Source organism: Paenibacillus sp. sgz302164 (assembly GCF_056120505.1).
In genome coordinates this window covers 399697-414472 of record NZ_JBVYOL010000004.1, presented here as the reverse complement: position 1 = coordinate 414472, position 14776 = coordinate 399697, and the positions used below count along the sequence as shown (strand labels likewise).

Annotated in this window: 12 protein-coding genes and 1 pseudogene; 10 read left to right on the top strand and 3 right to left on the bottom strand. The window is 50.9% G+C overall.

What is annotated here, in order from left to right; all coding sequences use genetic code 11:
• Positions 1-3915 (top strand): amino acid adenylation domain-containing protein (locus tag AC0LWT_RS09790; RefSeq protein WP_474681034.1); only part of this gene is annotated, 3915 nt, incomplete at its 5' end.
• Between the two features lie 74 nt (positions 3916-3989).
• Here the strand turns inward: AC0LWT_RS09790 and AC0LWT_RS09785 are convergent.
• Both AC0LWT_RS09785 and AC0LWT_RS09780 read right to left on the bottom strand, forming a co-directional pair.
• A complete protein-coding gene (locus AC0LWT_RS09785) occupies positions 3990-5030 on the bottom strand; it encodes a hypothetical protein (RefSeq protein ID WP_474681033.1) in 1041 nt (346 codons plus the stop codon).
• 456 nt (positions 5031-5486) lie between these two features.
• Positions 5487-5655, bottom strand: a pseudogene (locus AC0LWT_RS09780) (IS256 family transposase); the annotation flags it as partial.
• Positions 5656-5745: 90 nt separating this feature from the next.
• Between AC0LWT_RS09780 and AC0LWT_RS09775 the strand changes: the two are divergent.
• The 8 genes from AC0LWT_RS09775 (at position 5746) to AC0LWT_RS09740 (ending at position 11766) form a co-directional block, all read left to right on the top strand.
• Positions 5746-6147, top strand: coding sequence for an Rrf2 family transcriptional regulator (locus tag AC0LWT_RS09775; protein WP_474681032.1), 402 nt, complete (start codon positions 5746-5748; stop codon positions 6145-6147).
• Between the two features lie 452 nt (positions 6148-6599).
• Positions 6600-7070 carry a DinB family protein gene (locus tag AC0LWT_RS09770; RefSeq protein WP_474681031.1) on the top strand — a complete coding sequence of 157 codons (471 nt, stop codon included), beginning with the start codon at positions 6600-6602 and terminating at the stop codon, positions 7068-7070.
• Positions 7071-7098: 28 nt separating this feature from the next.
• Positions 7099-7524 carry an Rrf2 family transcriptional regulator gene (locus AC0LWT_RS09765; protein ID WP_474681030.1) on the top strand — a complete coding sequence of 142 codons (426 nt, stop codon included), beginning with the start codon at positions 7099-7101 and terminating at the stop codon, positions 7522-7524.
• 80 nt (positions 7525-7604) lie between these two features.
• Positions 7605-9053: an MDR family MFS transporter gene (locus tag AC0LWT_RS09760; protein ID WP_474681029.1), complete on the top strand. Its 1449-nt coding sequence runs from the start codon at positions 7605-7607 to the stop codon at positions 9051-9053.
• Positions 9054-9081: 28 nt separating this feature from the next.
• On the top strand, positions 9082-9324 hold the full coding sequence (locus AC0LWT_RS09755) for a hypothetical protein (protein ID WP_474681028.1): 243 nt from the start codon (positions 9082-9084) through the stop codon (positions 9322-9324).
• A gap of 121 nt (positions 9325-9445) precedes the next feature.
• The gene (locus tag AC0LWT_RS09750; protein ID WP_474681027.1) at positions 9446-10357 is read left to right on the top strand and encodes an NAD(P)/FAD-dependent oxidoreductase; all 912 of its coding nucleotides are present in this window, start codon (positions 9446-9448) and stop codon (positions 10355-10357) included.
• Positions 10358-10558: 201 nt separating this feature from the next.
• Positions 10559-10669 (top strand): aldo/keto reductase, encoded by a 111-nt coding sequence (locus tag AC0LWT_RS09745; protein ID WP_474681026.1) that lies wholly within the window; start codon positions 10559-10561, stop codon positions 10667-10669.
• Between the two features lie 176 nt (positions 10670-10845).
• Positions 10846-11766: a CapA family protein gene (locus AC0LWT_RS09740; RefSeq protein WP_474681049.1), complete on the top strand. Its 921-nt coding sequence runs from the start codon at positions 10846-10848 to the stop codon at positions 11764-11766.
• A gap of 232 nt (positions 11767-11998) precedes the next feature.
• Here the strand turns inward: AC0LWT_RS09740 and AC0LWT_RS09735 are convergent, their stop codons facing one another.
• Positions 11999-13654 carry a CocE/NonD family hydrolase gene (locus AC0LWT_RS09735; RefSeq protein WP_474681025.1) on the bottom strand — a complete coding sequence of 552 codons (1656 nt, stop codon included), beginning with the start codon at positions 13652-13654 and terminating at the stop codon, positions 11999-12001.
• Positions 13655-13782: 128 nt separating this feature from the next.
• On the opposite strand from AC0LWT_RS09735, the gene AC0LWT_RS09730 reads away from it, so the two are divergent.
• Positions 13783-14754 (top strand): helix-turn-helix transcriptional regulator, encoded by a 972-nt coding sequence (locus AC0LWT_RS09730; RefSeq protein WP_474681048.1) that lies wholly within the window; start codon positions 13783-13785, stop codon positions 14752-14754.
• Positions 14755-14776 lie beyond the last annotated feature (22 nt).

The window sequence follows — 14776 nt, the reverse complement described above, 5'->3', positions numbered from 1 at the left end:
GACGACGACCTGGAGAGGGTGCCGTGGGGCGTGGTCGGCGAGCTGTATATCGGCGGCGTGGGCGTAGCCCGCGGATATATGAACGACGAGGCGAAGACGGCGGCGGCGTTCCTGCCCGACCCGTTCCTCCCGCTAGGGGGACGGATGTACAAGACCGGGGACCTTGGGAGATTGCTGCCGGACGGGAACATGGAATTCCTGGGCCGCAAGGACCATCAGGTGAAGATCCGCGGCTACCGGGTGGAGCTGGGCGAGATCGACAGCCGACTGGCCCGGCACCCGGGGATCCGCGAAGCGGTGGTGATGGACCGGCTGGACGGACGGGAGCAGCGGTATTTGTGCGCCTATATCGTCCCGTCGGGCGAGCTGACGGTGGCCGCTGTCCGGGAATATCTCGCGGCGGAGCTGCCGGCCTATATGGTGCCGGGAGCCTATGTGTTCCTGGAGGAGCTGCCGCTGAACGCGAACGGCAAGGTAGACCGGAAGGCGCTGCCGGAGCCGGCCCTAGGGTCAGCCCATCCGTCCGAAGCGGAAGCACCGGCCGACGCAACGGAACAGGGACTGGCCGACTTGTGGGAGGAAATTCTCGGCCAGGGAAGCATCGGGGTGAATGAATCCTTCTTCGAGCGGGGCGGGGATTCGCTGAGCGTAACGAGGCTGGCTGCCCGTATACGTAACCATTTTAAGGTGGAAGTCCCCTTGCAGGAGGTGTTCCAGTCACCGACGGTCCGGGGGTTGGCGAAGCTCATACGAGCCAAGGAGACTGGGGAGGCTGAGCAGACTACGGGCCTTTCCCTGATTTTGAAGGCACCCGAGAGAGAATATTATCCCCTTTCCTCGGCACAGAAGCGGATCTACCTCGTCAGCAGCCTGGAAGGCGGGGAAATGAGCTACAATACGCCGGTGGTGCTTCAGCTCGATGGTCCCTTGGACAGCAGCCGTGTGCAGGAAGCCTTTCGCAGGCTGATTGCCCGCCATGAAACGCTGCGGACCGGCTTCGAGATGAAGAATGGAGAGATGGTTCAGAGGGTAAGGAATGAGGCAGCCTTTGATGTGGAAAACATCCGGCTGAACGAGGATGATGTGACAGAATATATCAAGGGATTCCTGCGTCCGTTCAATCTGAAGCAGGCCCCGCTCATGCGGGCGGGTCTCGTCGAGCTGGGGCGGCAGCGTCATCTGCTGCTGTTCGATATTCATCATATCGTTTCGGATGGGATATCCATGATCAACCTGGCCTATGAATTTACGAGGCTGTACGAAGGCGAAACGTTGCAGCCGCTGACCATCCAGTATAAGGACTATGCGGTATGGCAGCAGAGGGAGGCGGCAAGCGAGCGGTTGATGAAGCAGGAAGCCTACTGGCTGGAGGTATTCAGCGGCGAGCTTCCGGTTCTGGATCTTCCGGCTGACTATGCCAGACCTCCGGTACGCAGCTATGAAGGAGCAGCGGTGAGATTCACGCTTGGAAAAGACCGGAGCGAAGCGCTCCGGCAGCTGGCCTCCCGAACGGGCACAACGCTGTATATGGTGCTGCTTGCCGCTTATACCGCATGGCTCGGCAAATACACCGGCAGCGGTGAGATCATCGTGGGTACGCCGGTGGCCGGCAGGCTGCAGGAGGAGTTGGAGCCTCTGGTCGGGATGTTTGTCGGCACGTTGGCGCTTCGTCAATATCCGGCGGCGGACAAAACCTTTGAAGCCTATTTGGAGGAAGTCAAGCACGGGCTGCTGCAAGCGTACGAGCACCAGGAGTATCCGTTCGAGGAACTTGTGGAGAAGCTTGCTCTTCCGAGGGATCTGAGCCGCAACCCGCTGTTCGACACGATGTTCATTATGAACAATATGGGGCAAAAGGAGCTTGTCATGGAGGGAGTCCGGCTATCCGCCTATCCCCAGGAATTCATGGCGGCGAAATTTGATTTGACGTTGAACGCGGAAGAGTCGGCGGAGGGTCTCCGGTTCACACTGGAATATGCCACGGCGCTGTTCAAGCGGGAGACGGTGGAGCGGATGGCCGGGCACTGGCTCCGGGTGATCGACATGCTGCTGGGGGATCCGCAGCGGAGGCTGTCTTCACTGGAGTTGGCCACAGTAGAGGAGCGCAGGCACATACTGGAGCAGTTCAACTGCACGGCAGCAGACTATGACCGGGAGAAAACCGTCCACGAGCTGTTCGAGGAGCAGGCGGAGCGGACGCCGGACCGCTTGGCTGTCGTGTGCGGCGGAGAGCAGCTGACCTACCGGGAGCTGAACGCAAGGGCGAACCGGCTGGCGCATCAGCTGCGCGGCAGTGGAGTGCAGCCCGATCAGATCGTAGGAATATTGATGGAGCGTTCGGTGGACATGCCGGCGGTTATGCTGGGCGTGCTGAAAGCCGGGGGAGCGTATTGCCCGATCGATCCTGCATTTCCGTTAGATCGGATCGAAACGATTCTGGAGGACAGCGAGGTGCGGCTGGTGGTGGCCTCCTCTCCTTTGCGCGAACTCGTTCCGACGAATGTGGAGGTTTGTGTTGCAGCGGAGGCCGGGCTGCAGCAGGATGAGGCCGGGAATCCGGGGCAGCTCAATCGCAGCAGCCACCTGGCATACGTCATCTACACCTCGGGATCCACCGGCAAGCCGAAGGGAGTTATGCTGGAGCACCGGAGCGTGCATAACTTTATAAAGGGGATGGAGCAGCGGATCGACTTCTATGAAGGCCAGCGCGTCCTGTCGGTCACCACGTATGGCTTTGACATCTTCGTTCTGGAGTGCCTGCTGCCGCTCACCGTCGGGGCTGTGGTCATCCTGGCGACAGAGGAGGAGCAAAATGATCCCCAAAAGCTGCTTGAGCTTATGGAAAGGGAGCATGTGGAGCTCATTCAGACCACCCCGTCCCGGATGGGGCTGCTGCTGGGTGCGGGCCGCGGGAAGGGATGGACCGGTGTGAAGCAGATCCTCCTTGGGGGCGAAGCGATGCCGGCGGGTTTGCCGGAGCAGATCAGAATTCATTCGAAGGCGAAGCTGTTCAACATGTATGGTCCGACGGAAACGACGGTTTGGTCCACGATGGCGGATATCAGCGGGAGCCGCCGGGAAGTCAACATCGGCAAGCCGATCATGAACACGCAGGTGTATATTGTGGAGCCGTCCGGGGTTCAACTGCAGCCGGTCGGCGTGATCGGGGAGATGTGCATCGCAGGGGATGGACTGGCCCGAGGATATTGGCGGCGTCCGGAGCTGACGGAGGAGAAGTTCGTGGAAAATCCTTTCCTGCCGGGAGAGCGGATGTACCGGACAGGCGATTTGGCGAAATGGCTGCCGGATGGCAGTATCGCGTATGTGGGACGAATCGACCACCAGGTGAAAATCCGGGGCTACCGGATCGAGCTGGGTGAGATTGAAGCACAGCTGGCGGGGTTGGAAGGCATCTTGGAATCCGTTGTAACGGCCCAGGTCGATCTGTCGGGACAAAACCAGCTGTGCGCTTACTATATGGGAGACCGTGCGTACAGTGTCGGCGAAATACGGACAGCGCTGTCACGGATGCTGCCGTCCTACATGCTGCCAGCCTATGCGGTCCGGCTGGAGAGCATGCCGCTGAATACGAATGGGAAAGTAGACCGAAAGGCTCTACCGCTTCCTGACCCTTCCGTTACAATGAATGAATATAAAGCACCGGAAAGCTCTGTAGAGAAAAGGATGGCGGCCATTTGGGAAGAGCTGCTCGGGAGGACCCGGATTGGAATGCTGGATCATTTGGTGGATATGGGCGTGAATTCTTTAAGTTATATGCGGGCCATTGTGACGATTGAAGAGGAATTCGATTTCGAATTTCCCGATGAGGATATGATTCCAGGCAAATTTATTACAATCGCAGATGTGGTCGATTATGTAGAAAGCCGGATTTCGGTGACTCCGGGCACGAAGTAAGCAGGATGAACAGTCAAAAGACTATTCTCAAATGCCGGCGATGACGGCCAGGCGAGAATAGTCTTTTGTGTGATTTAAGCCTGAACGGATGCGGAGCAGGAAGTCTTCAATTCTTCCAGCACCCCTCCCAGGATGTTCTTTTCGGTTTCCGCGATCTTGCGGAGAAGCAGGATAATCCGATCGAGTAAACGGATGTTTCCGTTTAAGCCGAATTTCAGGAGCAGGTTTCTCGTAATGGCAGCATCGTTCAAGATTTCCTCGTAGGATTGGGGAAGTTCTGCACGAATCAAGCCAATTTCATGCATATATTGGAGTCTTTGATGCATCAGCAGCTTATGGTCGCCCATGACATGAAAGAAGCGGAAGTCTCTCCTCCCGCTATCCGTCTTGATGTCCTCAATATGCCGGATCAAATGGTCATAGCACGCAATACCGTACGCTAGAACCGGAGTGGACAGCCAGGTCGGTTCCCGGTGAGGCGTATAAGTGGATTCCAGATAATCGGACAAAGCCTGCTTAACCCCTTCGGTATCAAAGGGAACGGAGACGTCGGTCCTGTAGCGGAAAAGCTCAATTCCTTTTAAAATATTCAAATCTTCCGTCAGATGAATGATGGAGTCCGTTAACTGGGCGTAAGAAACTTCAAAGATCCCGTACCGGTTGGCACCATCCGCATTTTTATGGAAATCGGCCATGTAAAATATCTCTTGTTCATCGTCAAATCCGATGATCATCGGGTCATGCCGTTCATGTCTCAGCTGATAGAACGGATAAGCTGAAATATAGTAGGTATCTACAAACTGATAGATGTAATGGCCCTGCTGCAGATTTTCTTTAAAAAACGATACCAGATCTCCCCCTGATTCTTGGATCTGCTGTACGGTCGTACGGGTAGTCTCAATCCAAGGACAATCCTCTTGGGGGGTGGCGAAATGAGAGTAGTTGAGAACGGTATCTCTTCCGCTCAAGCCCAAAATCAGTTCGGTTTGAATATAGCCCGAATAGATCCAGGGTTTATAGGCGGGATGACGCTGGGCAATGGAAAAAACATGCGACTGGTTGGCCCACGAGGTGATGATCGGCTGTTCCACGGGTAAGCTGACATGCGTTTTCATTGGGATTCTCCTTGGAATGGATTTGGATGATAAGTAAGAACCTTGCTGCTAGCAACCAAATGGTTCATTGGTCGAAATAGGTTCCTAATATATAGTAGTATATAATAAATAATGGATTCCTCGCTACTCTGCATGGTAAAATAGACTACGATTCTACATGGAGTGGCGGGCATGATAGGCTAGCCTGCTATACGAAACCCTTGTGGTTTCGCCCTTTCGCTTGAAATCATGCCCGCAGAGGCTCCATGTCAAATCGCTCTATTAATAACGAATACCGTAATTTTTCTCACAAAGTATAGCGAATATATAAAAAACGTAATTAAAGATATTAATTAAGTCTATGTTAACGTATCTGGACAGTCAAAAGTTCTAATGCTTAAGAAACCAGCAGATCAGCGTCAGAATAGGCCAAGTCCTGCTTGGAAGGGGCCGATCTTATTATTACACCAAATGAAAAATGACGGGCATAATTTTATTGGTGACATTAGAAATTAGCGTCGGAGACACCTCGATCCCGGTACTTTCATTTGATTTTTCGGGTAACGACCGGCTCAAACTCACCGAAGCGATCGTGTGGCACCTTGATCTGTATTTCGCCATATTCGGTATGGACCGTTGATGTACTTTTCCAAGAAAAGCGCATGTTTTATCCTTGACGTAATGAAACATAATAGTTATTATAGATATGTATAGTCCTTTTTTGAGGTGATTATGAATGAAGTTCTCTAAGGCTACCGACTATGCCCTCCATACGATGCTCTTTCTTACTGCGGCGACTCCCCAAAAACCAATGGGTGTACAGCAGTTGGCGGAGCGGCAAAGTGTGTCTCCCACCTATTTGTCCAAAATACTGACCAAGTTGGTGAAGGCGGGCATGATTGAATCGATAACGGGGGTTCATGGCGGGTATCGACTCAAACGAAATTGGGAAAATATTTCGTTCCTAGATATTATTCATGCGATTGAAGGCTCGGCCTCCATGTTCGATTGCAGTTTCGATCATGGACCAGGATGCCCGATTCAAAAGGTGGTGTTATCGGCAGAAGAGAAGATGGAAGAACAGTTGAGAAATCAGAAAATGTCGGATCTTGTGCGGGAAATGAATATAGTTATATAACATTTATTTTTTTTAAACCAATTAAAGATAACTGGTACCTTTAAAAGCTGGAATATTGAATTTTAGCTGGGAGAGTAGAGAGTATGCAAGCAGTGACGACAGAAGAACAGCATAATGCGGTGCAAAAATATAAAGTCACTTGACCACCCGTTCAACGGGTGTTGCCAACGGGCCTTCTCCAACAGATTTGACCCCACCAACCGTGGCTGAAATCGGTAGCACTTGGTATACAGATTCGTTCCAGCGAACTGGTGTCAATACAGAGTGCAAGCTTCTGTTGCTAACCCATGCGTATGCGATTGTCATGATGGAATGGGTAACGGCAGCGGCCGCTCGGTGCTTCCCTTTGCGAGCTGCGATTCGACTGTATTGGGCACCGAGGTAGTGGAGAATGGAGAAGGAAATAAAGCTGTAGCTGTGGTCAAAGCGGATATCAAAAGGAGAGCGAGAAGATGGATGTATTCGAAAGCCAGTATGAATTGATCCAACGTACAAGGGAATCATTATTTCGTTTTTGCGAAACTTTGTCCCCCACAGATTATGTTAAAGAAGTTGAAACCTTAGGCGGAGTTTCTATTCGCAGTCTGCATGCTCATGTAGCCGATTGTTATCGGGTATGGTTGGGGAGTCGTGCCCTTGGTAAATCACTTCCCAAAGTAAACCCAGAATCCGTTGACAATGTACAGAAAATGCGTGAAGTTTTTAAGAAAACGGATGCTCTGGTTTATGAATTTCTGAATGAATTTAAAAACAAATGGGATCCTACCATTGAAGCATCCTGGCAGAGTGGCAGCGTAGAGTTAACCGAATTATGGCTATTTACGCACACCATCACCCACGAATTTCATCATAGAGGACAAATTGTAAAAATGGGCAGGCAACTCGGGTATATCCCGCCGAAAATGAACCTCGCTAAACCTTAGTGATTTCATGGAGATACTTTCGGTAAGTTTGAGTCAACCCCAGAGGGGTACGGCAACGATTCCTGTTTTCCAGGCCTATGCCCTCCATACGAGGCTCTTTCTTACTGCGTCGACTCCGCAAAAACCAATGGGTGTACAGCAGTTGGCGGTTCGGCAAAATGTGTCTCCAACCTATTTGTCTAAAATACTGACCAAGTTGGAAAAGGCGGGCATGATTGAATCGAAAAGGGGGGGTGAATGCGGTTATCGACTCAAACGAAATTGGGAAAATATTTCATTCCTAGATATTATTCATGCGATTGAAGGCTCGGCCTCCATGTTCGATTGCAGTTTCGATCCTGGGCCAGAATGCCCGATTCAAAAGGTGGTGTTATCGGCAGAAGAGAAGATGGAAGAACAGTTGAGAAATCAGAAAATGTCGGATCTTGTGCGGGAATTGAATATAGTTACATAACACTTCTTTTTTTAAGTCTATTAAAGATAACTCGTATCTGTAAAGTCTAAAATGTCGAATTATTACTAGGAGTGGAGAATATGCAGGCAGCGACAGAAGCACAGCATAATGCGGTGCAAAAATATAAAGTTATTCCGATCATGGTTTCCTTACTATTAAGCGGATTTATTGGGATGTTTAACGAGACGGCTTTAAACGTAGTGCTCAGCGATTTAATCAACCAGTTTCATATCACCGCCGCAACGGCCCAATGGCTGACGACTGGTTACTTACTGACCCTCGGCATATTAGTCCCGGTATCCGGGTTGTTTCTCCAATGGTTTTCAACCAGACAATTGTTCACGGCATCGCTCCTATTGGCTTTACTCGGCACAGTGGTGGCGACCGTTTCCCCGGGATTTGAGTTGCTCATGATTGCAAGGGTCATTCAAGCTGCGGGCGTAGCGCTCATCCTGCCGCTGATGTTTCACACAGTGCTGGTCATTGTTCCACCTGAGAGGAGGGGGACGACCTACGGGCTGATCGGGCTTGTCCTTGTGGTTGCTCCTGCTGTCGGACCTACCCTTTCCGGTCTGTTGATCGAGCAGCTTAGCTGGAACTGGATTTTCGGATTGACTCTTCCCGTTTTGGCGTTTTCTCTTTTGTTTGGAATGCGATATATGCAAAATATAACGACGATTACCAAGCCGAAAATAGATATTTATTCGCTTATCTTATCTACGCTTGGCTTTGGTGGAATTGTATTTGCTTTTAGCAGCGCCGGGGAAGGAGAAGGAGGACTTGGAGCGCCCAAGGTCGTGATTCCGATGATTGTCGGCATACTGGCGCTTTTAATATTTGCGGTACGGCAATTGCGAATGAAGCAGCCGATGATGGATTTGAGGGCATTCAAACAGCCCATGTTTACGGTTGGCACTGTTATGCTTATGATTGCCGTAATGGTGATGATGTCAGCCATGATTATATTGCCCTTGTATTTGATTAGAGGCCTCGGCCTAAACACTTTTTCTGCCGGACTTGTTTTGTTGACCGGGGGGATTGTGAACGCGATCACGCAACCGATTATGGGCAGAATATTCGATAAATTTGGGCCGAGATGGGTTGTTCCCGCTGGTATGGCCTTGATATCCGTCGTGCTCTGGTTTCTCTCAGGAATTACGACAACGACGACCATAACCCAAATCATTGTGCTTCATACCTTCTTGATGATCGGGATCTCCATGGTCTGGATGCCTTCGCAGGCGAATGGTCTGAACCAATTGCCTCCTTCACTTTACCCGCACGGTAGCGCAATTATGAATACGGTCCAGCAGGTGGCGGGGGCGATCGGCACTGCGGTTGCGGTAAGTATCATGTCTGTTGGCATGAGCAACATTCTGAAGCAAACGGCAGACCAGGCGGACCCAGTTAACGCCGCGCTTGCTTTGACAGCAGGTATACAACATGTTTTTGAAATTGCTATTGTTGTTGCGATTGTAGGTTTCGTCTTCTCTCTTTTCATGAGGCGTGTTCACATATCAGCAAAATAGTTCGGGCTTGGCGACTGGAACGGTCAAGGTGATGCACGAACCTTTCGAAAACATCGATCTTGAGGTGAGGGGATGGGAGAGAACCTTTGATCTCTTATTTGTCTCCATGTGCCCTGTTCTGGTCGATTGGGCCAATGTGGAGAGGGCGCTGAGCTGCGCGAGGGCGTTCTGCTACATGAGTTTGGCGGTAGGTTTCAGGGAACACAGTCTGGTTGACGAGGTATGGCCGCTTGTCACGATCGCCCCCGAAAGACCGAGCATTTGGAGATGATTTACCTGACCCAATTACTGCTGCTAAAGGGATACTCTTATCAATCGTTGGTAACCCGGGAATTGAAAACAACGATAGTCTCCAAATTATTGATCATGCTAACGAGGAGGGTTAAACAATCATGAACAAAGTGGATGTAGCGATTATCGGGGGAGGTCCCGCCGGTTTGAGCGCCGGACTTATGCTGGGACGCGCGAGGAAGCAGACGATTGTCATTGATGAGGGACGTCCCCGCAATGCCGTGACCCGGGAGGCGCACGGGTTTTTGACGCGGGACGGAATCAGCCCGGGTGAATTCCGACGTATTGCGAAGGAGCAGCTGCGCGTCTATCCGTCGGTTTCCCAGGCGGAAGATACCGTTGTGTCGATCACGGGTGAGGACGGATACTTCTTGCTGGAGACGGCCACAGGGATGAAGATCGCCAGCAAAAAGCTGTTGTTTGCCGTAGGCATGAGGGATCGCAAGCTTGGAATACCGGGATTGACCGAGGTCTACGGGAAGAGCGCGTTTGTTTGCCCGTATTGCGATGGCTGGGAATTAAGGGATGAGCCGCTGGTTGTCATTAGCAGAGGAGCGGCACTCATGCATTTCGCTCCATTGTTGTCGGGGTGGACGAAGCGGTTTGTCGTTTGCACGAATGGCCCCGATGAATTGAGCGAGGCTGAACGCGATGAATTGCGGGATCATCATATTCCGCTATTCGATACGCCGATTCGTGCCATTTTATCCAGTGAGGGTATGGTGAACCATGTTGCGCTTGAGGATGGGACAGAAATTCCGTGCACGGGAATCTTCTTCAAGTCGGAACTGGTTCAGGGAACGGATTTGCCGCAGTCCATTGGTTGCCACATATCGGATACGGAGGTGATTGCAGTCGACGAATTTGGAAAATCCAGTGTACCTGGCGTTTACGCAGCGGGTGACGCGTCTTCACTAATGCATCAATCCATTGCCGCAGCCGCATCGGGGGCTGTAGCTGCAGCAGCAATAAATGGAGAATTAAATCAGGAAGCTTGGCAGAAAACCCAATGAATGATCCAACCATCGGCTAGCGGCTGCTGGATTTTGTCCAGAGCTGCTGTTTTTTTGGGGAGGGAAAACACTACTCATTTTCCCAGGTTCATCATTATCCAAATGAAGCACTAGATCTCACCATGGCGCCCCGGACCTGGCCACCCAAAACATAGCGTTGAGCATCAAGCGAAATTCGTCCACCTTGCCGTTTTCGTTCGGGTGGAAGCAAATCTCGAAGCCATTAAAGCGGGATATCGTCATTTTGACACAGCGCGTATCTATGGAAATGAAGAGGTATTGGGGCAGGCGATCGCCAATAGCGGTGGTTAGTTGATTACAGCCGCGGCACAAATTGGCATTGAGTATGAAAAGCGTCAACCTATAGCGGGTTAAAATGCGAAAGCTCAGCCGATCCAGGCTTGGGCTTTTTTCTTCTGGCCGTACCGAGGGTGCCCAACTTACAAGCATTTCGCTTTTCTATCGCATAAGGTGTAATCATGAAGGGAGTGGGTGGTTTGACGAAAATCACAATCGCTGCAGTCGGAGATTTGTTGATGAAAAAGAAGATGATCGCCTCGGCCGCACGGGAAGGCGGATTCGCACCTATTTTTGCCAAAGTGAAACCCTATCTGCGGAAATCCGATCTAACGATAGGCAATCTGGAGACGACCTTTTCCGGCAACAATTTTCGCGAAGAGCCCAGAAAACTGTTGTTTAACTCCCCGGACAAGTTCGCTGCTGCGCTCCGGAACTTGGGCTTCGATGTATTAGGCACAGCCAATAACCATTGTATGGACGGGAAACTATCCGGTTTGAGGCGGACATTGAACGTCCTAGATCGACACGGTCTGCGACATACGGGCACGTATCGTTCCGCCCGGGAAGCCCGCCGGAAACTGATTGTCAACGTAAAGGGAATAAAAATCGGAATATTGGCTTATACGAAAGGAACGAACGGGATCCCAGTGCCGGAGCCGTGGTTAGTCAACAGGCTAAACCGGAAAAAAATATTATCGGACGTGCGCAGCTTGAAAAATAGAACAGATTTTATCATTGCTTGCCTACATTTCGGGAAAGAATTTCAAACTTATCCCGACCGCAGCCAAATCCGGCTCATGCAGCTGTTGTTTAAAAATGGTGTGAATGTAGTGCTGGGAGCGCATCCCCATGTACTGCATCCGATAAGAATGTTTAAGGTGAAGGACATAGACGGACGCATTAGAAATCGGGTAGCGGCGTCTTCTCTAGGGAATTTCGTTTCCACCGAACTTCCCCGGCATACCGCTAGACTGCGAGGAACAATCATGATGTTAACCTTAACGAAAAATGCAAAAGGGATAACGGATGTGGTGAAAATGTCATGTGTGCCAACCCGCATTTTGCAAAATATAGGGAAGAAAAATGTTTATCGGGTTGTGCCGGATTGATTGAACGGATATCGACAAAAGAGTTGCTAAACCGGAAGGTCTCCGACATTTGTGTATGCGGAATGGTAAGTGAAATCAGTTTCGGGCGGGCATGTTAACGAAAATAAACGCTAAGCCTTCAATCATGTCTGGCTTAGCGTTTATTCTTACTCTAAGCCCAATAGTATTCCGATCGGGACGTCTTGCCGGAAACAGGCAGATCAGCGATGTTGTTAGTTCTAGTCTATAGGTTCTATAGAACCGGAATTTCAATCCAGGATGAACGAATATCACCGGTATATATCGTTTGCTTCGCGATTCTCATCTCTTCTTGAAGCGCCCAAGATCCGGTGATGTTAGGGTGCGCATGGTAGGCCGGAAAATTGGATGAGGAGATATCAAACCTCAATTTCGAACCTTTGCGGATCGTCCAGAGGATCGGCCACAATTCGATTTCGATCTCGACGATCTCGTTTGGCGTGTAGGGTGATGTACGGTCATTGCGAAAACGCAAGCTAGTGATGCCATCGCGAATGTTGCACGTGGTACCGTCAGCAAACTGCTCCATGATGCATACCGTGAACGAAGTATCCTCGGCATCCGAGCTTACGGTCAGATGCGTTGTAATTGGCCCCGAGATCTGCAAGGGGGCCTCCAGTTCTTCAGACAAGAAAGAAATGACGTCCGTCCTCGTACCCGGCGCGTCTTGATAGACGCTGGCCGGCCTGCAAGCGTCAGGAGCCCCGGACAAATAATTCATCAAAGCGGCTCCCCCCTTCGTCGGTACGGGATTGGAAGGATCGTATGCATAGGAAACGGAAGTTTCCGCAAACGATTTTTCGAGCGTCAAGCAATGAATGGGCCCCTGCGTGCATGCCAGTTCATATCGCGCAACGCTATTGTTATTGATCCATCCGTCCCAGCTTTTCCAACGTCCTTCCCCGATTACATAAGTTTGAACCTTTCCCTTTAGATCCCCGTTCTCGAACGGCTCGCCTTTCAAATGATGATTAAACCACTGCAATGCGGCTCGATGCTGCTTCGGCTCCCATAATTCATGATTCGGATAATCCAGGTCGCCGGCAACATCTTCTGTATGCACCCAAGGCCCGATGAGAAAACAACTTCCCAATCGGACGGGTTCGGGAAGTTTGTTGTAGCTCAAGACGGACGAATTGAGATTTTGATCGAACCATCCTTCGATGATCATGAGCGGAATCTTCGTCTTGCAGGGAGCTTCTTTCAGTTCGGCCCAAAAACCTGTTTTCCAAAAAGGACTATCGGGATCGACCTCTGTTACCCAATCCCGATACCAAGGCAGCTTATGCCCAAACAGATGCTGGTCCATCTCGATGTGAGGTTTCACGGACAGCGCTTCCCGATAAAGCGTATCTTGCGGCAAAAGCGGCTCATAGCCGGCGTTCCAAATCGCCCAAGCGGTGAAGAGGTCGTGCCGAAACATGCCGTTCATGTAAAGTTGTTTGTACCGCTCGATTCCGGCGACGGCGATAAACATCGTTTTGACTTCCGGGGGCAAGTGTGCGGCCATGCTCCACTGAAGGATCCCCAAGTAAGAGGAACCGTAAGTGCCGATGCGGTCGTTCGACCAAGATTGCTCGATCACCCAAGTGAGCGTATCCAGCCCATCCTCTTTCTCATGGACAAAGGGAATCCATTCTCCTTCAGATTGCCCCCGGCCTCGGCATTCCTGCAGAACGAAGGCATATCCGTGCCCAGCCCAGAACTTCGCCTGCTCCAGAAAATCCGCCTGCATGAACGGGTACGGATTTCGACTGAGAATGACTGGCCAAGGGCCTCCCCCTTCCGGAAGCGTAACAATCGTATGCAGATTGACCCCGTCTCTCATTGTTACGAATTCGACTTTTTGATTCTTGTCACATGTTGACATTCGTCATTCCTCCATCATTTTTGAAGTTTGTATTGCCCTCTGAGACTATAATAAGGAATAATGGTGACAGGGATTGTCATGAACTTTAATTTGGAACAAGATGGGGAATTAAAATGCCAAAATCTGAATTGCCTAAGTCGAAAAGACTGATGGAACTGATGATGACCGTTAATCGAAAGCGGCAGTTCAAGGTTCGAGAGCTTGCCGATGAATTCGGGGTGTCCACGCGCACCATCTTGAGAGATCTGCAGGAATTGAGCGAGCTGGGGGTTCCGCTTTATTCGGAAGTAGGCCCGCACGGGGGATATCAAGTAGTAAGAGAAAGGGTTCTGCCGCCTATCGCGTTTACGGAAATGGAGGCGGTGGCGATGTTTTTTGCGGTGCATGCCTTACGTCATTATTCCTCGCTTCCATTCGAAGCGGAGTCGGTTTCTGCGCTGAAAAAATTTTATTTGCATATGCCTGGAGATGTCAGGAATCGCATCGACAGCATGAAAGACCGGCTCGATTTCATTGCACCGACAAGGTGGGGGGATGCTCCATACCTGGCTATTGTGCTGGAAGCCGCTGTGGAGCAAAAGGTACTCGCTATCGAATACGAATCGGATGAGAAAGGGGAAAGCAGCCGTCAGATTCAACCAGTCTTGCTCTATGCCAACCAAGGGTACTGGTATTGCTTGGCGCATTGCTTCCTGCGCCAAGGTTATCGGTTGTTCCGGTGCGACCGGATTCGAACGGCTGTCTACGATACTTCAGGCATAGAGCCGCTTGAGCTTGGCGATATCCATCTTACATGGCGAGAAGAAGAGGAGCCTGTGAAAGACCCCACCCACCTTCGGGCTTATCTGAGTCGCAAAGGCGTGCAACGCTGCGAGGCAGAGATTTGGCTCTCTCTGCAATTGAATGCAGACGGAAGCGGCTTTATTGACAAGGTTGTGTCCCGATCCCATCTTTCCTTTTATGCGGAGTTTTTCATTGGATTAGGAGATGAGGTTATTCTGGTTGAGCCGGAGGAATTAAAAGAAGCGATAAGGACGAGACTTTCCGAGCTGTTAGGTCGCTACCAAGGCATCCGAATCCCAGACAGGTTGGAGACTTGATCAAAGATGTTCAGCAAGCAGG

Bases quoted from the DNA above. Each gene is read 5' to 3' on its own strand.
- AC0LWT_RS09785 (WP_474681033.1), bottom strand. From the start codon at position 5,030: ATGAAAACGCATGTCAGCTTACCCGTGGAACAGCCGATCATCACCTCG.
- AC0LWT_RS09775 (WP_474681032.1), top strand. From the start codon at position 5,746: ATGAAGTTCTCTAAGGCTACCGACTATGCCCTCCATACGATGCTCTTT.
- AC0LWT_RS09770 (WP_474681031.1), top strand. From the start codon at position 6,600: ATGGATGTATTCGAAAGCCAGTATGAATTGATCCAACGTACAAGGGAA.
- AC0LWT_RS09760 (WP_474681029.1), top strand. From the start codon at position 7,605: ATGCAGGCAGCGACAGAAGCACAGCATAATGCGGTGCAAAAATATAAA.
- AC0LWT_RS09750 (WP_474681027.1), top strand. From the start codon at position 9,446: ATGAACAAAGTGGATGTAGCGATTATCGGGGGAGGTCCCGCCGGTTTG.
- AC0LWT_RS09735 (WP_474681025.1), bottom strand. From the start codon at position 13,654: ATGTCAACATGTGACAAGAATCAAAAAGTCGAATTCGTAACAATGAGA.